At 61.2% G+C, this 18,820-nt stretch carries 15 protein-coding genes; 5 read left to right on the forward strand and 10 right to left on the reverse strand.

Features of this window, described 5'->3' with window-relative positions:
• Window positions 1-26 precede the first annotated feature (26 nt).
• Window positions 27-1,550, reverse strand: coding sequence for an SPOR domain-containing protein (locus tag MOP44_RS17570; protein ID WP_260791551.1), 1,524 nt, complete (start codon window positions 1,548-1,550; stop codon window positions 27-29).
• Window positions 1,551-2,430: 880 nt separating this feature from the next.
• Here MOP44_RS17570 and MOP44_RS17575 point away from each other — a divergent pair.
• Window positions 2,431-2,619 carry a hypothetical protein gene (locus MOP44_RS17575; protein ID WP_260791552.1) on the forward strand — a complete coding sequence of 63 codons (189 nt, stop codon included), beginning with the start codon at window positions 2,431-2,433 and terminating at the stop codon, window positions 2,617-2,619.
• 698 nt (window positions 2,620-3,317) lie between these two features.
• Here the strand turns inward: MOP44_RS17575 and MOP44_RS17580 are convergent.
• The 4 genes from MOP44_RS17580 to MOP44_RS17595 all read right to left on the reverse strand — a co-directional run bounded on the left by MOP44_RS17580 (window position 3,318) and on the right by MOP44_RS17595 (window position 6,173).
• Window positions 3,318-3,737: a response regulator gene (locus MOP44_RS17580; protein ID WP_260791553.1), complete on the reverse strand. Its 420-nt coding sequence runs from the start codon at window positions 3,735-3,737 to the stop codon at window positions 3,318-3,320.
• A 115-nt stretch (window positions 3,738-3,852) separates the two neighbouring features.
• On the reverse strand, window positions 3,853-4,266 hold the full coding sequence (locus MOP44_RS17585; protein ID WP_260791554.1) for a DoxX family protein: 414 nt from the start codon (window positions 4,264-4,266) through the stop codon (window positions 3,853-3,855).
• Window positions 4,267-4,302: 36 nt separating this feature from the next.
• The gene (locus tag MOP44_RS17590) at window positions 4,303-5,532 is read right to left on the reverse strand and encodes a glycosyltransferase (RefSeq protein WP_260791555.1); all 1,230 of its coding nucleotides are present in this window, start codon (window positions 5,530-5,532) and stop codon (window positions 4,303-4,305) included.
• Window positions 5,529-6,173, reverse strand: a complete 645-nt coding sequence (locus tag MOP44_RS17595) for a TetR/AcrR family transcriptional regulator (RefSeq protein ID WP_260791556.1) — start codon at window positions 6,171-6,173, stop codon at window positions 5,529-5,531. Before MOP44_RS17595 ends, MOP44_RS17590 begins: the two co-directional genes overlap by 4 nt.
• Window positions 6,174-6,365: 192 nt before the next feature.
• Here MOP44_RS17595 and MOP44_RS17600 point away from each other — a divergent pair, with 192 nt between their 5' ends.
• The 3 genes from MOP44_RS17600 to MOP44_RS17610 all read left to right on the forward strand — a co-directional run bounded on the left by MOP44_RS17600 (window position 6,366) and on the right by MOP44_RS17610 (window position 10,242).
• Window positions 6,366-8,606 carry a glycoside hydrolase family protein gene (locus MOP44_RS17600; protein ID WP_260791557.1) on the forward strand — a complete coding sequence of 747 codons (2,241 nt, stop codon included), beginning with the start codon at window positions 6,366-6,368 and terminating at the stop codon, window positions 8,604-8,606.
• Window positions 8,603-9,010 carry a hypothetical protein gene (locus tag MOP44_RS17605; protein WP_260791558.1) on the forward strand — a complete coding sequence of 136 codons (408 nt, stop codon included), beginning with the start codon at window positions 8,603-8,605 and terminating at the stop codon, window positions 9,008-9,010. The genes MOP44_RS17600 and MOP44_RS17605 overlap by 4 nt, the downstream gene beginning before the upstream one ends.
• Window positions 9,011-9,192: 182 nt before the next feature.
• The gene (locus tag MOP44_RS17610) at window positions 9,193-10,242 is read left to right on the forward strand and encodes a hypothetical protein (RefSeq protein ID WP_260791559.1); all 1,050 of its coding nucleotides are present in this window, start codon (window positions 9,193-9,195) and stop codon (window positions 10,240-10,242) included.
• Window positions 10,243-10,420: 178 nt separating this feature from the next.
• On the opposite strand, the gene MOP44_RS17615 is transcribed toward MOP44_RS17610, so the two are convergent.
• The 4 genes from MOP44_RS17615 to MOP44_RS17630 form a co-directional block, all read right to left on the reverse strand.
• Window positions 10,421-10,690: a VOC family protein gene (locus tag MOP44_RS17615; protein ID WP_260791560.1), complete on the reverse strand. Its 270-nt coding sequence runs from the start codon at window positions 10,688-10,690 to the stop codon at window positions 10,421-10,423.
• The gene (locus tag MOP44_RS17620; RefSeq protein WP_260791561.1) at window positions 10,687-11,079 is read right to left on the reverse strand and encodes a DUF120 domain-containing protein; all 393 of its coding nucleotides are present in this window, start codon (window positions 11,077-11,079) and stop codon (window positions 10,687-10,689) included. The genes MOP44_RS17615 and MOP44_RS17620 overlap by 4 nt, the downstream gene beginning before the upstream one ends.
• Before the next feature lie 132 nt (window positions 11,080-11,211).
• A complete protein-coding gene (locus tag MOP44_RS17625; RefSeq protein WP_260791562.1) occupies window positions 11,212-11,697 on the reverse strand; it encodes a hypothetical protein in 486 nt (161 codons plus the stop codon).
• Between the two features lie 122 nt (window positions 11,698-11,819).
• Window positions 11,820-12,386 carry an ECF-type sigma factor gene (locus tag MOP44_RS17630; protein ID WP_260791563.1) on the reverse strand — a complete coding sequence of 189 codons (567 nt, stop codon included), beginning with the start codon at window positions 12,384-12,386 and terminating at the stop codon, window positions 11,820-11,822.
• 125 nt (window positions 12,387-12,511) lie between these two features.
• On the opposite strand from MOP44_RS17630, the gene MOP44_RS17635 reads away from it, so the two are divergent.
• Complete coding sequence (locus MOP44_RS17635; protein WP_260791564.1) at window positions 12,512-15,139, forward strand: protein kinase domain-containing protein; 2,628 nt, start codon at window positions 12,512-12,514, stop codon at window positions 15,137-15,139.
• A 56-nt stretch (window positions 15,140-15,195) separates the two neighbouring features.
• Here the strand turns inward: MOP44_RS17635 and MOP44_RS17640 are convergent, their stop codons facing one another.
• The gene (locus MOP44_RS17640; RefSeq protein ID WP_260791565.1) at window positions 15,196-18,501 is read right to left on the reverse strand and encodes an ATP-binding protein; all 3,306 of its coding nucleotides are present in this window, start codon (window positions 18,499-18,501) and stop codon (window positions 15,196-15,198) included.
• Window positions 18,502-18,820: the final 319 nt, after the last annotated feature.

Below are 18,820 nucleotides of genomic sequence, written 5' to 3' on the forward strand. Positions count from 1 at the left end.
CCCGATTTGTTCTTGGATCCTCACCCTCACCGCGCAGGGTAATTCTGCGCGTAGGTGTCCCGCGGCAGTCCCAGGGCTCGCGCCTTGCGTGCCAGCGCATAAGCCTCATCGCGGTCCATCGCGCCGCCAATCGTCACCAGCCAGGGTGCTCGTCCCTTTGCAGAGAACACCTCTGGCCGCAAGTCCGCATGCTTCTGCGACAGGGACGACGCCTTCTTCTGCGCCTGGTCCTGGCGGTTGTAGGTGAAAGCCACTACGCGCCACGGTTTCCTGCTGTCGCTTGATGCTGTCGTCGCGGCGACGGGCCGAGCCGCCGGATGCGCCTGTGCGCCCGGCCTGTCCTGCACAGCCGCCGTGAACGGAGCCGCCCCTGCTGCCGGCGTCGCTGCCGTCGATCCTGCGGATGCAGAGTGCCCCGAACGGTGCACCAGCATCCATCCCAGAAGCAGAACCACCAGTACCAGCACTCCACCGATGGCCAATTTCCGGGGCTCGTGTTGAAGCCCGTTCACCCACGCCTTCCAATCGAACGTGGCACCGTCCGGCCCGGGAAACGGCTTCCGCTCCTCCACATCCCGGCGCCGCGAAGAAATAGGATCCGCCCACGGCTCTGGGCGCGGCTGAAACCGCGGCTCAGCCTTGGGCTGCGATGGAGCCTTTAGCTCAGGCACCGCTTTCGGCTGTGCCTCAGCACTCTTGTCGCTGCCAAGACCGCCGGCTGCTGGCACAACCTTCGCCTCTGCTTGCACCGTCGCGGGTTTCGAGACAGGAGCTGCCGCAGCCGAAGTGGCCAACGGCTTCGGCGCAGCAGACTGAGGCGTCGCCGCCTTCGTTTGCGTGCTCTTCGCCGTGCCATTGGTGCGCTTGTAAGGCGACAGCGCTGCCTGGATCTCCTTCAGCCCCCACTCGCCGCTCATGCCCTTGCGTACAATCTCATCGAACCGGGCAATGAGCATGCCTCCGCGCGGCATGTCCACGGCCCGCGGATTCCCCAGCAGCACCTGCATCAGCACCACCGCCAGGTCGTGCACATCGCGGCGGCGCGCAGCCAGCCCGGCCTCGCCTTCCTTCGTCTCGCGGATACAGTCGCTGCGCAGCTTCACTGCTTCACCTACTGCGTAGATGTTCCGCGCCTCCACGTGCTCGTGGACGAATCCATTGGCGTGCAGTGTCTCCAGGGCTGACGCGATGCTCAGCCCGATCTGCCCCGCCTCTTCACTCGAGAGCCGCCCCTGCTCCAGCACATCTCCCAGGTTCGCGTCCACCCGCTCGAAGACGGCATACACCGCTGTAATATCGTCGGCTTCAATCAGGAATTGACCGAAGCGGTCAATGCACAGAAAGCTGGGGTGGCCCAGCGTCTGCACGCCCCGCCACCGCGCCAGAATCTCATCCTCGTCGAAGTGGCACTCGATAATGCGAATCAGAACCGGCTCGCCGCTCGCATTGCGGGTTTGAAAGAACGCGCTGCGCCCTTCCGTCTGCAGCAGCTTGCTCAATGCGAAGGATTGATCGATCGTTACGCCTTCAAACTCTGTCCACAGATCCATAGGGAATTCCTGCTCTACGTTTGAATTTCTTCTTCAAGGCAGGAGACCCACACGGGCTAAGAATTGCAATCTAGATAACGATCCGAGACGCGACTGCGTGCAAAGCGGCTCTATTTATGGTTCGATTATGCACGATCGGACGTCACTCCAGTGTTGGCGAGTGGGATTCCAGCCAAAAATCCTGCTTGCATTCACAATGCCAGGATGTAAACGCCCAGCCCAATAAATACAAACGGCACGATCCAGCGGCCCCCCCTCAATCCCGTGAAGAAGGAGCGGACGGCGGCCGAGCCATCGACCCGTCACACACCATAGAGCGACCAGTCCGCCATAAACCATCAGAATGAGCAGGAGATGATGGCTGTTGAAACGGAAGAAGGGATGTAAACACCCACGTTGTCCGCACCGTTTGAAGGAGTCACCAGGGCGATCGCCATCGCGGTTTGCTTTGGCCCGAACCGCTCCCGCTCATCCTGGGCCTTCCTCAACCGCAGCAGTTCCTCACACCGAGCACCAGAGGCAGCAGGCCGAGAAAACGAATCCACTGTGCGGGGATCGCGAAGCTGAGCAAGCCGCCCAGGCAGCTCATCAAAACGATCATGGCGAAGCCGAGGAACTGACCCGCGACGATAGGTGGCCCGGGATTCGCCGCGGGAAAAACAATGTGAGAAGGCAAAGATCGTCGACGTTTGTCGCCGCGAAAGTGGTCACGCTCGCGGTCAATACGGAGATTTCCCGGTCCATTCCTCCAAGACTAGCAGTGCGTCTCTGCGCCATTTCCGTTGAATGCAGGCGCTCACGTACATGGGTGCGGTTCATCACTGCCGGGCCCCAGGCGATCAGTATCCACTACGGATAGCACCGACCCCAGGAGCCCATCATGGAAAGTCCTAAGCTCTGCGATCGCGTGCGCGTCCGCGGAGAGCAAAACCGGCGGACCTATATCGTCATTAGCATTGACGAAGAATCCGCGACCGTCGACCTGGTGGCGGCCGCCGGATCGACCCACCTGCTGAATGGCGTTCCTTTTTCCAAGCTCATCAGGCCCGGAGAGCGCTCCGGCTCATAGACGCTGCCACCCTTCCATTCCGCTGCTGACCCGCACTACCCAAATCACTCGGTAATCGTTCCCGTGTGACCTTCCGGGGCGGCCGTGCTGCGTTGGTGCTATTGCCGGGTGTGGTTCATTGCCGTCTAATTGAATCATCCAATAGGACGGGCCCCTTGGGTGCTTTGCTTCGGGTTCTGGGGGAGGGCACGAGGCAGGGCACCCAACAAATTTTAAAAGGGAATACGGGCGCGGGCAGTAAGCCGCGCCCAATTTCGTGTTCAGAGCAGCAGCAATCCGGCACGCTGGCCTGACTGTTCGACAAGAGCCACATGGCGGCAGATCATTTGGAGTGCCCTCCCTCGGGCCTGCTGGGGCAGGACGCGATCCGCTCCAAGCTCGTGACTTAGACCGACTGGCGCTTCTGGTACCTCACGGAAGGCCAATGCTGCTCAGGAACCCATTTCCCATGCGCTGACGCAACACCTACGGAAGCGCCGCACGATTCGCACTGGTAGATCCCCCACTGCTCTCGATTTCTGTTTTTGGTAAGGACGACTTGCAGTTCCTCCTTGAAGCGGCCGTCGCACGGCTTTGCGGGTGTTGGCATTTTTCTCCTGTTCTAAAGGGTTAGATGCGCAGCGCCCGGCGCAGGAGGCGACGGAAGAGCTTTAGTTGGCAGTCTCCTGTCGGAGGAAACACCAACTCGCCCATAACTCTCAAAGAATGTTCGGTTTCAACCCCTCATGAGCCCGCTCTCGCCTGTCTGCAGCGTAGTCCGCGAGAAAGCTCAGCAGTTCGCTGGGAGGGAACGGCTTTGCAAGGACAGGCAACTTGCTCAACTGGCCGGGACGCAGCCTCCGGCTAGTGTCCGGGTGACCCGAGATCAGTAACACGATGCAATCCGGGTAGCGGTCTTCGAGCCACGCGGCAAACTCCACGCCGTCTATTCCGGGTAGCATCACGTCTGAAATAACCACGTCCGGACGGAACTCGGGCACGATCTCGATTGCCTGCTCTGCATTGTATGCGGTGCGCGTGAAATGGCCACGGCCTTGCACAATCAGAGAGAGCGAGTTCGCAATCGTCTCTTCGTCGTCCACGATAAGGACACGAAGGGATTTGGCTTCGGTAGACATAAAGCTCAAAGATTGGGGAATGTGACTCCACTCTAAGTCTAGCGCGAGGCGCCCCGTGCTAGACCAAGGAAAACCCTAGCTAGGCCCTTCGTTCAATAGAGATGCACGCGTTCCCTCAGCGGTAGCCCGACGCACCGCGGCGGGAAGCAGGGCGAAGCGCCCAGGACCCAGCCGCGAGCCCAATCATCACGATCGGGAATGTCATGTTAGCGGGGTCCATCCACCCTGATGCAAGCTGCGATGCAACCGCGCCCGTCAAATCGAAGATCACTCCGGCGTACGCCCACTCCTTGAGTCGCGGGAACCGCGGCACGAGCAGCGCAATCGCTCCCAGGAGCTTCCATATCCCCAGAATCGAAAGGAAGTACATCGGATATCCCAGTCGTTCCATCACGCTGCGAACCTGAGGGACCTGCAGCACATCCCAAAGGCCTCCCAGGGTCAGTTCGAAAGCCACCAGCATGGTGGTCACCCAGTACGCAACCGTGCGAAAGCGTGAAACCGATCCTGCATTTGTGAATTCAGTCATAGCTGTGGTTCCCGATGTCCTCGTCAATTCATTCAGTTAGTGAGCCAGCAGCATGTGGACTTTCTCGACAGCGCTGGCCAAACCATCTTCCGTTCGCATCGCTTGCCCAATGACCCGGGCTCGCTCCCGCATCGGTTCCGATTGCGCTGCGTCGATCGCGCGGGCCAGGACGTCGGCATTCACTTTCGTGGCGCTGCTTGCCGCGGGCGCGATGCCTCGCTGGTGCAACTGCTCGGCCCAGAAAAACTGATCGGCAGCAAACGGCAGAACCACGGAGGGCACACCGGCGCGTGCCGCGGAATGCGACGTCCCCGACCCGCCGTGATGAATTACCAGCGAAGTGCGTGGAAACAACCAGTCGTGTGGAGTGTCACCCAGCACGTAGAAGTTCGACGGCAGACTCAGCCCAGCCTCGGCGCTCCAGCCCGGATAAAAGAGCGCTCGCCGGCCCGCTACCGCGGAGATCACCGCGTCGAGCAACGCGCGCTGATTGATCCCCGACATGCTTCCGAATCCCACATAGATCGGAGCATCGCCGCCGGCCAGAAAGTCCTCGAGCGGCCGCGGCGCTTGCCACTCGGTTGGCGGGTACACCCATTGCCCGCACATCCACACGTTCTGCGGCCAATCCTCGGGCTGCGGGATTAACGTTGGCGAGATGCCGTACAACATCGGATGCCCAAGCCAGATCTTCCGGCCAGGGGCGAGACCCACCGAAGCCCGAGCCTCGTTCGTGGCATGCCGGAAAGCACGCCACAATGCTCCTGCAACCAGACCATAGCTGAAGTGGTTGAGCCAACGGGGCAGGGAGTGTGGCGGTACAAACGGAGACGCAAATGCCGAGGTCGGCGTGAGCGGAATCATCCCGGCACCGATCACCGGCACCGATAATTTCTCTGCTGCCGAAAAGCCGATATAGGCTGCCAGTCCGGCGACGATCAGCCCCTCACACCCCGCCGCGGTTTCGACCACCTGCTTCATCCACGACACGGCGTTCTCGTTCGCCATGCGGGAGAGCGCCTTGGTTGTCGCCTTAAGGCTGTTCCTTCCCGCAGCCACCGTGGAAAGATCACGCTCTGCCTCGATCGCTGTACGAATGTCGCCTGCCAGAGATGCGTGAGGCACGCCGAGCTCAGCGGCGCTGCCCAGGGTTCCGCCATCGGCGAGCAAGGTCACTTCATCGCCGGCATCCATCAGCGCGCGGCAGAGCGCGGCCAGCGGCCTGGTATCGCCTTCGGTTCCGTATGTCAGAACAACCAGTCTCATCCCTTCCTCCCACGCTTCTTCGCAGGGGCGGAAACCTGTGCCGCTCCTTGCAGAAAAACCGCCACCGCGGCGTCCAATTCCCGCCGCAGTTTCAGATCTTCTGCAACCAGCCAGCGGAGCAACGCACCGAGACAAAGGTGGTGGAACAGCACAGCCAGGTGCCTGGCGTCGAAGTCTGCGCGAATGTTGCCCGCCCGCTGGCTGTTGCCGATCAGGTGCGCATACACATCCACAATGTCATTCGGGAGGTTTGTTCCAGAGCTCGGCGCCGGGTTCTGCAATTCCATAAACCGGAAACGCAAGTAGGGCCCGAGGTACTCGCGATTGGATTTGCACCACCGCGCCATAGCATCCATGAGCACTTCCACCGCTGCCGGAAAACCGGCCTCCGGCTCCATGCGCCGCATCAGTGGTTCAAGGTTCCGGCCGAGCTGCTGATGAATGGCGTACGCGAGCGCCGACTCTTTCGTCGGGAAGTGGCTGTAGAGCGTTCCCTTCGCCACGTCGGCCTCTGCTGCAATCTTCTCCATCGTGACTGCGTCAAAGCCGTGGCGCTCGAACAAGCGCATCGCCACCGTACTCAGAAGATCAAGCGTGCTTTGGCGCTTGCGGTCGCGGCGATTGGACTCGTGCGTCTGCATCGATTCAGTTCCGTCCTCACCGATATTGAACGACGTACAATATTGTACAACGTTCAACAAGTCTTCCAGAATCATTTGATGCGCGTGCTGCCCTCCACCTGCGTATAAACTGCGGCATGAAGCCCGAGTGCGTCGGTCCACGACCTCTGCGGGTGCTATACCTCCACAGTTGAAGTGCAGACTAGGATTCCCATGCGGCATTCCGTCCTCACGACCCTCTCCCTGATCGCCACCCTCGGCGCTCCATGCGCCGCCACTGCCGCCGCGCCCGAACGCCTCGAACTGGGACACACCTCAGGCGGTGCCGTCGTCGCTCTCCTCCACGCGGACACGGGCTGGTCCATTGTCATCGACGGCCCCAACGCGCCCCTTCTTTCGCAACCGGAACCCGCGTGCATTGAGGTCTCCGACTCCAGCGCCGGCAGCCCGCAGGAACTCAACGCGCCCTACACTCACGCATCGCGCACCGCCACCGGAATCGAAGCCACTGCTACCATCCGCAGCAGCCCCAGCGTCTCCTTTCTCGTCCGCGATCTCTGGCAGCTTCGCGGTGACGTGCTCTCCGTTCAGCGCACCGTCACCGTTCAGGGCTCTGCCCCCTCGGGCTTCTCCTCAGCCATCGTCTTCTCCGCTCCCAAACTGGCGTGGGATGACGCAAGCTATCTCGCTCCTGGCGTCCTCTACGCCGATCCTACCTACGACGGCGAGCGCTCTCCCGGCGGCACGCTGCTCTACGCGGCCCACCACCTCAGCCTGCGTGAAGACATCCTTCCGGCGCCGCTGCTGGGTCTCTACTTTCGTGGCGGCGCGTCCATCGCCATGCTCGACCCCGCGCCACGCGGCGACACCACCGAGTCCGAAAGCCGTCTGGCTCAACCAGAGATGACCGACGCGCGCTTCCAGTTCGGTTCGCTCAACGTCTCCCAGACGCAAGGCAAACCGCTCAGCTTCGGATTCCAGTACCCTGGTTCCGTGCAGGGCTACTTCTTCGGTCACGGCAGCGCGCCTGTCTTCATGCGCCGTTACCATCCCATTCAAAATGGTTTTACGCAGAGCTACCGGGTTGCGTTTCGCCTCGCGCACAACCCAACTTTTCGCGACTTCAGCCGCGACTCGTGGCGTTGGTCCTGGAACACCCTCAAGCCGCCCATCCATCAAATCGATATCCCCGCCGTCCGCCGCGTCCTGACGGACCACCTCGCCGCGCAGGTCACCGAAATCAACGGACACACCGGCGTGCCCTTCGTCCTCTCCACCGTCGACGACTCCCACAACTGGAACTGGACCATGATCGCCATGGGCTTCGTTGGCAAGGACATTGACTGCGCCGACGCACTTCTCCTCGAAGCCGACCGCGACCCATCGCCCCGCGGACAGCACATGCGCGCTCTCGGCCTCGCCATGATTGCCACGATGATCCAGGGCCTCCCCTCAGTGCCACTCCCCGCCACCGGCATCGATCTCACCACCGGCCAGCCCTGGGATCACATTTGGCTCGCTCCCTGGCTGCGCAATGCGACTGAAGACATGCGCGTGTTGATGCTCGCTTATCGCCGCGAAGCCAAACTCGGCCGCCCTCATCCGGAGTGGCTCGTCTGGGTGCGCCAGTATTGCGATTGGCTCATCCAGCAGCAGCGCGCCGACGGTTCATTCCCACGGCGCTGGAAACCTTCAAGCAACGAAGCGGCTGAGCCTTCCGGAACCGCCAGCTACAACGCGGTCCCCGTGCTCGTCTTGATGTCTGAGATCACAGGCGACGCCAACTATCGCGCCTCCGCGATTCGCGCAGCCGATTACACCTGGACCCAATACGGCAGCCGCGGCCTCTTCATCGGTGGCGCCAGTGACAACCCCAATATCACCGACAAAGAAGCTGGCCTGCTTAGCCTTGAAGCCTTCCTTGCTCTCTATGAGGATTCACACGACGCCAAATGGCTCGACTACGCCCAAGCCGCTGGGGACTTCGCCGAGAGCTGGATATGGATATGGAATCTCCCCATGCCCGCCGACGCTGACAACGCGCAGCTCCATTGGAAGCGCGGCGTCTCCACCGTTGGCCTTCAGGGCATCACCGCGCTGCACGCCGGCGGAGCTGACGAGTATCTCGATTGCGCGGTCGCGCTCTACGCCCGTCTCTACAACTACACGCACGACGCGCACTATCTGGAGGTCACGCGTCTTCTGCTGCACGACACTAAATCCATGGTTGCGCTGCCCGGCCGCCTTTATGACATGCGCGGTCCAGGATGGCAGCAGGAAAACTTCGGCCTCGGACCCGGCCCGCGCGGACGCGGCGTAGGCTCGCATCGCCTGTGGCTGCCCTGGATCTCCGCCAACCACCTTCACGGCATCAACGCGCTTGAAGAGTACGACCCAGCCCTCTTCAAACAACTCACCGCGAGCGCCGTGAAAGACAAAGGAGGGGCTCAATGACTATGCAGCGGTCTCATCGCTCCAGGCGCGTCGGTCTCACGTTCATCCTGTGCGCGCTCTTTGTCGGCTTCACGACCCTCTTCGCGCAGCAGCCCGCACCTACCGGCGACAACGGCCCAGTGCTCGCATCTTCCGAGATCCAGCAGGGCGCCATCCTGCTCCACTTCACCAATGCCGATGGCGGGCTGGTGCTGAAAAGCGCGGGCCGCGGTGCCTTCCAGATCGCCGGCGCTGACCGCGTCTGGTTTCCGGCAGAGGCCCATCTAGTCAACAACATACTCGTAGTCTCCACGTCGCTCGTGCAGCAACCTACCGCGGTTCGTTACACATGGCCCACCGCTGCCGACGCAGTGGTCTTCAACCGTGCAGGCATTCCCGCCGCTCCCTTCCACACCGACAGATAACCGGGTACTCTGCTTTGCGACTGCCTGTCAATTCTGCGAGAGTGAACAACCTGAGTACGCCGAATGTCGCATCTACGTATGCGGAGTAGTGCATGTCTCGGCGGTTTCTTCCCCTCATTTGCTTATTTGCGTTTGCACTCCAGATCGCGGTTATCGTAGGGTGCAGTTCAACTTCCAAATCCATGACGGGCGGCGGAGGCCCAGTCGGCGGACCTATAGGTGGCGCCACTTCGGCGTGCGGCAGTGGCAGCGACGGATATGGGTATAACAACCAGAATGGAACGATCAGCGGCGTCTGGCTGCAAAACCCGAACCCTGGCGAGAATCCGGGCCACATCCAGGTGAATGCAAGCGCACACACGTCGTCTACTTTCACCAAGTGGATGGTCTGCGTGGATGATGAACCGGTGTATCAGACAAACACCGCTACCAACTGGATTTCGCAGGCGATCGATGTGGGCACCGGCGCACACGTTATCTACGCGCGGGTGTGGGATGCCGCGGGCCATTCGAATCGATCGGAAGTAAAGCTGATCCGGGTTGGGCCGGCGCCGTCGAGCAGCACCGTGCTGCCGAGTCCGCCCGCGAACGCGCAGGTGCTGACCGAGATGCAGAACGACAAGGGCAGTTGGGCCATCTGCAGCGACTGTGCGCATGGCACGAACACCACCGGCAAATTCTGGATGAAGCCCGATCAAAGCCAGCCCTCGCGGAGCGGCAGCAGCCTTGAGATGTTTGCCGACGGGCAGGGGTGGACCAACGTGCTGTTCAGGGACACGATGTTGGGCACCAGTTCCGCTACTCACTTTCTGTGGGACTTCTGGGTCTATCACGATCCCGCTGCCGAGAACCACTTCTGGGCATCGGAGATGGATTTCTGGGAGGTGCTGGGAGGCAAGGAGTTCATGATCGGCAGTCAATGCGACTTTGGCGACGGCTACTGGTCTACCTGGGACAGTCAGGGCGATCGATGGGTTCTGAATGGAATTCCCTGTCCGCACTGGTCGGCGGGCTGGCATCACGTGCAGTGGTACATGGAGCGCATCAATTCCACGCAGTATCGCTACGACACTCTTGTGCTGGATGGACAGGCGTATGGGCTCAATCAGACTTGGAACTTCAACGATACGACGTGGCCGGATATGGTCGGGATCCAATATCAGCTGGACCAGGATACGAGCGGCACTCCGCTGCACGAGTGGGTGGACGACGTGACTCTGACGGAGTGGTGAATCGGGCAGCGGGCGGTGTGTATTGCGCCACCCGCCCGTGACCCGTTCAAGACGTGCCTGTTCGAGGCTCGATCAGATCCCACAGGTTTCCGTAAAGATCTACGAATACAGCAACTGTGCCATAGGGTTCTTCTGCCGGCGGGCGGACAAACACCACGCCTTTGTCGGAGAGTGCACGTTAATCGCGCCAGAAATTATCTGTGTTGAGAAACAGAAACACGCGGCCGCCAGTCTGATTGCCGATCCTGGAGCTTTGTTCCGGCGTGACGGCGCGCGCCAGAAGCAGCGTGAAATCCGAGGACTCTGCAGGCGCCACGCGAACCCATCGTTTCGTGTCGGTCAACGGCGTGTCCTCAACAAGCGTGAAGCCCAGCACGCCGCAATACCACTGGATGGCTTCGTCGTAATCTCGTACGACGATCGACATGCTCGCAATGTTCTGGGTCACGACAGCGCCGCCTCGCTCGCTATCTCCACCTCTACGCAATCGCCATCCTTCAGTTGATGCGCGTCGCGCAGTTTCACGTCGGTGGCGATTTCGATGATGGTTCGCGGGTGGTGTCCACGCCCTTCTTCATTTGCGGTGGTGCGAAGGATGAACGCTGGTCTGCCGAATATCGAGCAGGGAACAATGTTCACGGTGACGGTCCCGCCATACTCCGCGGCTTCGAGACGCAGGCTGCCCGCGGGAACAAACCAGGGTTCGTCGAGTTGCAGGTTCAGGGTGCCAGGGAACAGCAGCATTCCCGTCTTGCGCAGGTAGTGATCGCGGAGTCTCTCGATCCAGACCGAGAAATTCCCCATTCCTGATACGACTTTTCCGCGCAGCTTAGGCATGCCAACCTCGTCCACCGATGATAAAGGAACGCTCGGCGAGGGCCGTAGACTGCCACGGGAATGGAGCAGCGGGCCGGCGTCATTCCGGCCCGCAGTAGGGGACAAGCATCGCGCAAGCGTGGTTGGAACAGCTCACCGTCCGGGTCCGCTCAGCCGCGTCGCCGCGTGCGTCACGCAGCCAACGGAGATCACATTGCCGGCCAGGTCAGAATCGGTAATGGTCCCCTTTGCCGTGAAGCTCTGGCCGTCGGGGTTGAGCGTCATGCTGTTGAGTCCCTCGGCGATGGAATGAGGCGTGCCATCCGTGTTGTAGCGGAAGAACCAGTATGAAGCGACGTAGGCGCGCCTCTGATCACCGTGGCTCCAGGTGCCAACGCTGCTTCCGCGCAGGTAGGTGCTGGCTGTCTCGCTGAAGGATCCGTCGCGGCTGAACAACTGCAGGGCGCGAACGGTACGGATGAGATGCCCGTCGTTGCAATCCACTACGGTGACGTGCACATCCCACGTGCCCAGCATAGGATCCATTCCCATGGATTCGCGTTCCTGTGCGTGCAGGATGGTCTGCGTTGTGGCAAGAGCCAGGATAAGGGTGGCAATGCGGAACATCATCTTCGTCATAACGACCTCCGTCTCAGGTGTGAATTTGCGGCGGCATAACCGCCTTCACCCCTTCAGGCGCAAGACCGCGAAGAAAACTGGCATGAGGTCAAAATTTATTTTTCAGCTAGTTCTGGCTGATCCTAGTTATGGCTGATCTGGGACTGGAGCCAGGAGCGCGCGAATTTCCAGTCGCGCATCACAGTCTCCGGCGAAACCGCGAGGACCTCGGCGGATTCGTCCACGCTCAGCCCGCCGAAGAAACGCATCTCCACTACGCGCGCCTTGCGCGCATCCAGCTGGGCCAGCGCTTTGAGCGCATCATCTAAAGCGATCAGTTCGCGGGCGCGGATCGCGCCGATGTCCGGCAGCTCATCCAGATTGAGCCGCTCTGCGCTGCCTCCGCGTTTGGCGGCCAGGCGGCGGCGCGCGCGGTCCAGCAGAATATTGCGCATGATCTGCGCCGAGATCGCATAGAAATGAGCGCGATGCTGCCAGTCGACGTTCGTGATGTCAACCAGCTCGATGAAGGCTTCGTGGACGAGGGCGGTGGCCTGTAGGGTGTTGCCGGCGCGCTCGTTGCGCATGTAGCTGCCGGCTATGCGGCGCAGCGTGCGATAGACGTGCGGAGTGAGCTTCTCCAGGGCCTCGCGATCGCCTCCGGCCCAGGCGCGTAGCAGCGCGGTCGTTTCCGAAATGCTTTCAGTCATCTTGTTTGATTCGCGCCGATTATACCCCGGAGGCACAGGCCCGAACCCTTGCGAAATTGCAAAGAGGCGATTGCAGCCCGTACGTGCCGATCTTATGATGGTTGGCACTCCCCGCGGATATCCCCATGCGACCCGAAGATCTGCGTCAGATCGAAGAGCTGTACCACTCGGCGCGCGAGCGCGGCACTGCTGTGCTCGATGACGTTGCGCCCAGCCTGCGGCGCGAAGTGGAGAAGCTGCTGGCCCAGGACTCTGAGGACGCGGAAGACGCCGGAAAGCTTCTCGATCAAAGTGCGGCGGAACTGTTGATCCAGATGCCCGTCCCCGAAGTGGAGCCCGGCTCCCTCCTGGGGCCCTACAAGATTGAAGCCCCGCTGGGAGAAGGCGGAATGGGGCAGGTCTTTCGCGCCCGCGATACGCGGCTCGGCCGCACGGTTGCGATAAAAATCCTCAAGGAGTGGAGCGGCCGTTTCGAGAAGGAGTCGCGAGCCATAGCGGCTCTCAATCACCCCAACATCTGCACGCTGCATGACGTTGGCGCCAATTACCTGGTGATGGAGCTGATCCAGGGCGAGACCCTGACCGAGCGTCTCAAGCGCGGCTCGCTGCCCCCAGAGCAGGTTGTGCAGATCGGCAAGCAGATTGCCGAAGCCGTTGCCGCAGCGCACAGCCAGGGCATCATTCATCGTGACCTGAAACCCGGCAACGTCATGCTGACCAAAGTCGGCGTAAAGGTGCTCGACTTTGGTCTCGCAAAAACAGCCGCCGATCCCGCGGTGAGCGTTGAGGGAGTGCTCCTGGGTACCCCGGCCTACATGGCTCCAGAGCTGTTCGAAGGCGCGGCCGCCGATGCGCGAACCGACATCTACGCGCTCGGTCTCATGCTGCGCGAGATGCTGACCGGCAAATACCCCGAGCGGATGGACAAAGTTCCGCCCGTGCTGGCCCGCCTGGTGAACCGGTGCATTGAGCGCGACCCCGAGGAGCGATGGCAATCAGTCGCCGATCTGAAGTGGGAGCTCGAATGGGCCGCACTGCCTTCCGCGCCAAGCCAAAAGAGTTCATGGCGAAATCCACTCGCCGGCGTCGCTTTTGCCGCGATAGCGCTGGCCGCGTTAGCTTACTTCATGCTGCGCAGACCGTCGCCCCCGCCGCAGCCGGCGCGCCTCAGCATTGTGCTTCCCGATCGAGCGCGCGCGGTGTCCATGGCTCTCTCGCCGGATGGCCGCTCGCTGGCCCTCGTTCTGGTGAGAGACGGCCGCCAGCAGATCTGGGTCCGATCTCTGGATGCGCTGGAGATGACGCCGCTGGAGGGCACCGATGGAGCACTTCATCCATTCTGGTCGCCCGACGGGCGGTCGATCGCCTTCTTTGCCGATGCCAGGCTGAAGAAGATCGATCGCGCCGGCGGCCCCGTGCAGACGCTGTGCGTTGCGCTGGCCGCGCTGGGAGGCACGTGGGGTGCAAAGGGTGACATCCTCGTGGCCGGCCAGGACCTCATCAAACGAGTGTCACCCGTCAGCGGAGAGGTATCGCTTCTGCCCGAGTCTGCAGGCGTGAGGAGCGGCGCTTATCCCTCTTTCCTCCCGGATGGTGAGCACTACCTGGCCACGCGCGGTGATGGAGTGTGGCTGGGCGCAACGCACACAGCAGACGCGCGGAAACTCGTGCCGGACGTTACGAGCGCGCAGTTCATGGCTCCGCCGCCTGGAAGCAGGATAGGCGCTGTGCTCTTCGAGCGCGGAAACGCGCTCATGGCGCTGCCGTTCGATGTAAAACGGCTGGAGTCGGCGGGCGATGCCGTATCCGTTGCGCAGGAGCTTGCCGGCGGACCCGACCGGTACCGCCTTGCTGCGGGGTCCACCGCCGGTGTGCTTGCGTATGTTTCCGGCCAGCCAACAGGCTGGCAATACGTGTGGCGCGATCGCGAAGGCAAGAATCTCGGCTCGTATCCAAACGCGGGTGCAGTTGCGATGATCTCGCCCGACGGAAAGAAGCTTCTCGGCGAGCACTTTGACGGCGGTGTGTGGGTTACAGAATTCGCTGCAGGAACCGGCACCAGGTTGACGTTTGGTGGTGGGGCCAATCCGGTGTGGTCGCCCGATGGAAAATACATCGCCTACGGCAAAGTCGACGACGGCATCTACCGTAAGCTCGCGAGCGGCGAAGGTGATGAAGAACTGCTGACCAAGGTGAAGAATCTGGCTGCACCCAAGAGCTGGTCGCCGGATGGGAAATACCTGGTCTATGCGCAGATTGATTTCGGCGTCGGCTCTGACCTGATGGCGATCGCGGTCAACGGAGATCGCAAGCCATTTCCCGTGGTGCAAACCGCGGCCGCCGAAGATCAGGGACAGTTCTCTCCTGACGGCCGTTGGCTCGCCTACACTTCCAACGAATCGGGGCAGGGCGAGGTGTATGTGATTCCGTTCCCCCAGTCGGGAGGGGCGAAGTGGCTGGTGTCTCGGGGAGGTGGAGTGCTGCCGCGATGGCGCCGCGACGGCAAGAAGCTTTTCTACATCTCGGCTGACTCGCGCATGATGGAGGTCGATGTGACCACGCGGCCGGTGTTTCGCTCGGGGACCCCGCGACCGCTGTTCCAGACCAACATTGTCGACACCGGAATACGCAGTGGCCCCATGAGCTGGGACGTCGCGCCAGACGGAAACCGTTTCCTGATCATCACCCCCAACGTGGTAGCGACGCCCGCCGTAACTGTCGCCTTGAACTGGAAGGTGGAAGGCGCGAAGTGAGCGCAGGAGAACGCCTGCCCGAGATACCTAAGCTCGATCGTGCAGACCGAAGCTCTTCATGTCGCATCTGTTCTCGCAATCGGTCCATCGGCGGGCAGAAAGATGGAAAACACCGTGCCGTGGTGGCGAGGGTGCGTGGAAGAGCGAGCGTGTATGCTGCCACGATGCTTGTCTATGATCTGTTTGCTCACCCACAATCCCAATCCGGTTCCGGTGGCCGGCTTGGTGCTGAAGAAAGGCTCGAAAAGGCGTTTGCGAACCTCGCGATTCATTCCGTGCCCGGAATCTGCAATCGTGATCCGAACCCCTGCTTGTCCGGTGCGAGCATGCGTACACGCCTGTTCACGGATGATGATTTCTCCACTTTGCCCGACTGCATCCAGCGCATTCCGAAGCAGATTTGAGAGCACCTGCCGGAGCTCCCCGGGATAGCCGCGGATGATTGCATCGCCACGACTTTGACGCTTGATCCGCAGGTCTGGATGAGACAGCCGTGTCGAAAAGAGAGAGAGAACGGAGCCGACGAGTTCTGCCGGCCTTACCGGCGTCGGGTTTGCGCTGTTTCGATGAAAGCTCAGGGTCTGTGTCGCGATGTGCGAAACACGGTTAAGCTCGGACTGGGCCGCAGTCAGGAATTCGCGCGTCCTTGCCTCCATGTTCTGATCGCTCTCGATCAGATAAAGCAGATTCGTAATCGCCTCCAGCGGATTGTTGATCTCGTGTGCGATCGACGAAGCCATACGCCCGACAGCGGCAAGTTTCTCTGACTGACGCAGCGCCGTTTCTGCTTTGAGCTTCGCCGTAATATCGCGGAAAAATACCGCGATGCCTGCTTCGGTCGGATATGCATGCACTTCGAACCACTTGTCCAGCGGCTCGGGATAGTATTCCTGAAAATCGACGCTCACATTCTCAAGCATTACGCGATGATATTGGTGCCAGAATTCACTGCCCACAGCACCCGGAAACTCGGACCACACGGTCTTTCCAATCAGATCTCGACCGTTCGCGATAAGTTCGACAGCGTTGGGATTGAGATACGTAAAGCGCCAGTCACGATCGAGCACAAAGACCGCATCGGTGGTGCGTTCCAGAACCTCGCGGGCGCGGTTCTCACTGGCTCGGACGGCCTCTTCACTCGAAGCGCGCACCTCCGCAATCTTCAAGGCGGAACGGACGCGGGCTACCAACTCGCGGGCTGAGAACGGCTTTGTGATGTAATCGTCTGCGCCGGCTTCGCGGCCCTCCAGTTCCAGTTCCGCGCCGGCGCGTGCCGAGAGCATAATCACCGGCATCCTTGTGATCTCTGGCGTCGAACGTATGCTGTTCAACAGGGCATACCCGTCCATCACGGGCATCATTACGTCGGTCAGAACCAGGTCGGGCCGGCCCCGCTGCATCTTCCCCAACGCCTCTGCACCATTCCCGGCCGTCTCCACGTGGAAAGACGGCTCGAGCAGGCGCGTGAGGTAAAACCGCATGTCCGCGTTGTCGTCCACCACGAGTAGGCGGTGACGTTTCTCCTGCGGGAGCGCAGCAGCATCTCCAAGCAGCGCGTCCGTCACGGGCAGCGCAACGGCAGCGTCGGACGATCCCGATTCCTCGATCCAGCGAAGGGCTTCCATCACGAATCCGTCGAGGCGCGTGGAAACAAGCGCCTTGGGGGGCGCGCTCTTGATCTTCTCAGAATCCAGGTGTTGCGCTCCCTTGCGCAGCCGGACGATGAAGTGCGACCCCTCTCCCTCGGCGCTGGTCACCTCAATGACGCCGCCGTGAATCTTCACGAGTTCGTGGACGAGCGCGAGCCCGATGCCGGTTCCCTCGTAACTTCGCCCCGGTGTGTTCTCGATGCGGTGAAAGCGTTGGAACACCTTCGACAATTCCGATGCAGGAATGCCCACGCCCGTGTCCGTGACGCGCAGTTCGACGCTCTCGGCGTTCTCCGCCAACTCCACCGTCACAGAGCCGGAGAGCGTGAACTTGAAAGCGTTTGAGATTAGATTGAGGACCGTCTTCTCCCACATCTCCCGGTCCACATAGATGGGCTCGGAAAGCGGGGGTGCCTTGATGACCAGTGCGAGTCCTGCTTTGTCGAATGTGGACTGAAATCCGCTCGCCAGCTCTTTCGTCATGAGCGCCAGATCGAGCGGCTCGAATGTCGCCGCCACCCGTCCCGCTTCAATCCGCGAAAAGTCCAGGAGGTTGTTGACGAGCCGCTGCAAACGAATCACATTCCGCTGTGCGAGATCGATGCGCTCAAGGTCCGCTGCCGACATCGAAGCAGACGATGCCAGGTCCTCCAGCGGACTCGCAATCAATGTCAGCGGCGTTCTGAACTCGTGGCTGATGTTGCTGAAGAAAACCGTTTTGGCTCGATCCAGCTCCGCGAGCGACTCCGCTCTGCGGCGCGCGTCTTCCAAGGCGCGGGCATTGGCTAGCCGCCCGGAAATCACCTGCGCGCAGCGCGCGAGGAATTGCTCCATCGCGTCGTCGAACTGCTTGCGCGCATTCACGCCGATCACGATGAATCCGACTGGATTCACGGATCCGCTGCTGAAAGGAATGACGACAGCCTCGTTCGGGGTCTCTGGCCATGGGCCCGCCGGGACCTGTGCGAACCTGCTCTTCAGGTCAGGCACGTGCTGAACCGCTGTGGCCTCCAGCGCGCTGCGTACGGGCCACGGCGCATCTTCGGCAAGCGATAAAGTCTCCGGGCAAATCGGACCTCCCGCAGCAGCCCCCGTCACCGCCTGCAGTGTCGCCACCCCAACGCGTTCGTCCACAAGGTAAATCGCCGCGAACGGAATATCGAGTTGGTTTTCCGCCAGTACCCCCCCGGCGGCCCGGCATACCTCCTCCGCCGTGCGCGCCTGGGGATCGCTCGAGCCCAGGTCGCGAACGGTCTTCAGGCGTCGTTGTTCGAAGACCTGCCCCGTGACCTCCGAACAGGTGACGAAGACGCCGCCGACTTCCCCCAGATCGTCGCTGGGAATCGGGCTGTAGGAGAAGTCGTAGTAGCACTCTTCCATGTAGCCGTCGCGGTTCAGGAATAGAGCCTGGCCCAGCAACGTGGTCTCTTGCCCTGTCTGTAACACCCTCCGGAACATGGGCCCAATAAACTCCCATAGTTCAGGAAAAGTATCTGGGGTTCCGATGCCCAGAGCAGCGGGGTGCTTGAGCTTGCCCAGTATCGGCCGGTATGCGTCGTTGTAAAACTGGATGAACCCCGGCCCCCATGCAATGTACATGGGGTAGCCGCTGCCCAGCAGCAGGCGCACGGCAACCCGCAAGGAACGCGGCCACTGATCTGGATCGCCAAGCTCGGTGTTGCGCCAGTCCAGCTCGCGCATCAACCGAGCCATCTCTCCAGGGCCCGAGAACAGACTGATCCCAGGTTTCTCTAACAATTCCGCTTGCTGTTCCATGGGAGGCTCTGCCTGGTTTCTGGACACCGGATGCACTTTCGGGAAGGAGGAGTCTGCAACAGCGAAGAAGCATGCTCCGCCTGTGGGGGTGGCACTCTAAGATTGGAAGCCAACTTTAGGTCATGAGGTTGCATCGGGACAAGCGCGGAATTCGCCTCTCGGTCCCATGCAGCGGTTCAGTTGCGTTGTAGCCAACTCTGTTTTCAATTACGCACCGATGTGACATGACAGCCCCCGTCAAATGACGCCCGCGGCC

The organism is Occallatibacter riparius (genome assembly GCF_025264625.1).
Classification (GTDB): Bacteria; Acidobacteriota; Terriglobia; order Terriglobales; family Acidobacteriaceae; genus Telmatobacter; species Telmatobacter riparius.

Bases quoted from the DNA above. Each gene is read 5' to 3' on its own strand.
- MOP44_RS17570 (WP_260791551.1), bottom strand. From the start codon at position 1,550: ATGGATCTGTGGACAGAGTTTGAAGGCGTAACGATCGATCAATCCTTC.
- MOP44_RS17575 (WP_260791552.1), top strand. From the start codon at position 2,431: ATGGAAAGTCCTAAGCTCTGCGATCGCGTGCGCGTCCGCGGAGAGCAA.
- MOP44_RS17580 (WP_260791553.1), bottom strand. From the start codon at position 3,737: ATGTCTACCGAAGCCAAATCCCTTCGTGTCCTTATCGTGGACGACGAA.
- MOP44_RS17585 (WP_260791554.1), bottom strand. From the start codon at position 4,266: ATGACTGAATTCACAAATGCAGGATCGGTTTCACGCTTTCGCACGGTT.
- MOP44_RS17590 (WP_260791555.1), bottom strand. From the start codon at position 5,532: ATGAGACTGGTTGTTCTGACATACGGAACCGAAGGCGATACCAGGCCG.
- MOP44_RS17595 (WP_260791556.1), bottom strand. From the start codon at position 6,173: ATGCAGACGCACGAGTCCAATCGCCGCGACCGCAAGCGCCAAAGCACG.
- MOP44_RS17600 (WP_260791557.1), top strand. From the start codon at position 6,366: ATGCGGCATTCCGTCCTCACGACCCTCTCCCTGATCGCCACCCTCGGC.
- MOP44_RS17605 (WP_260791558.1), top strand. From the start codon at position 8,603: ATGACTATGCAGCGGTCTCATCGCTCCAGGCGCGTCGGTCTCACGTTC.
- MOP44_RS17610 (WP_260791559.1), top strand. From the start codon at position 9,193: ATGACGGGCGGCGGAGGCCCAGTCGGCGGACCTATAGGTGGCGCCACT.
- MOP44_RS17620 (WP_260791561.1), bottom strand. From the start codon at position 11,079: ATGCCTAAGCTGCGCGGAAAAGTCGTATCAGGAATGGGGAATTTCTCG.
- MOP44_RS17625 (WP_260791562.1), bottom strand. From the start codon at position 11,697: ATGACGAAGATGATGTTCCGCATTGCCACCCTTATCCTGGCTCTTGCC.
- MOP44_RS17630 (WP_260791563.1), bottom strand. From the start codon at position 12,386: ATGACTGAAAGCATTTCGGAAACGACCGCGCTGCTACGCGCCTGGGCC.
- MOP44_RS17635 (WP_260791564.1), top strand. From the start codon at position 12,512: ATGCGACCCGAAGATCTGCGTCAGATCGAAGAGCTGTACCACTCGGCG.
- MOP44_RS17640 (WP_260791565.1), bottom strand. From the start codon at position 18,501: ATGGCTCGGTTGATGCGCGAGCTGGACTGGCGCAACACCGAGCTTGGC.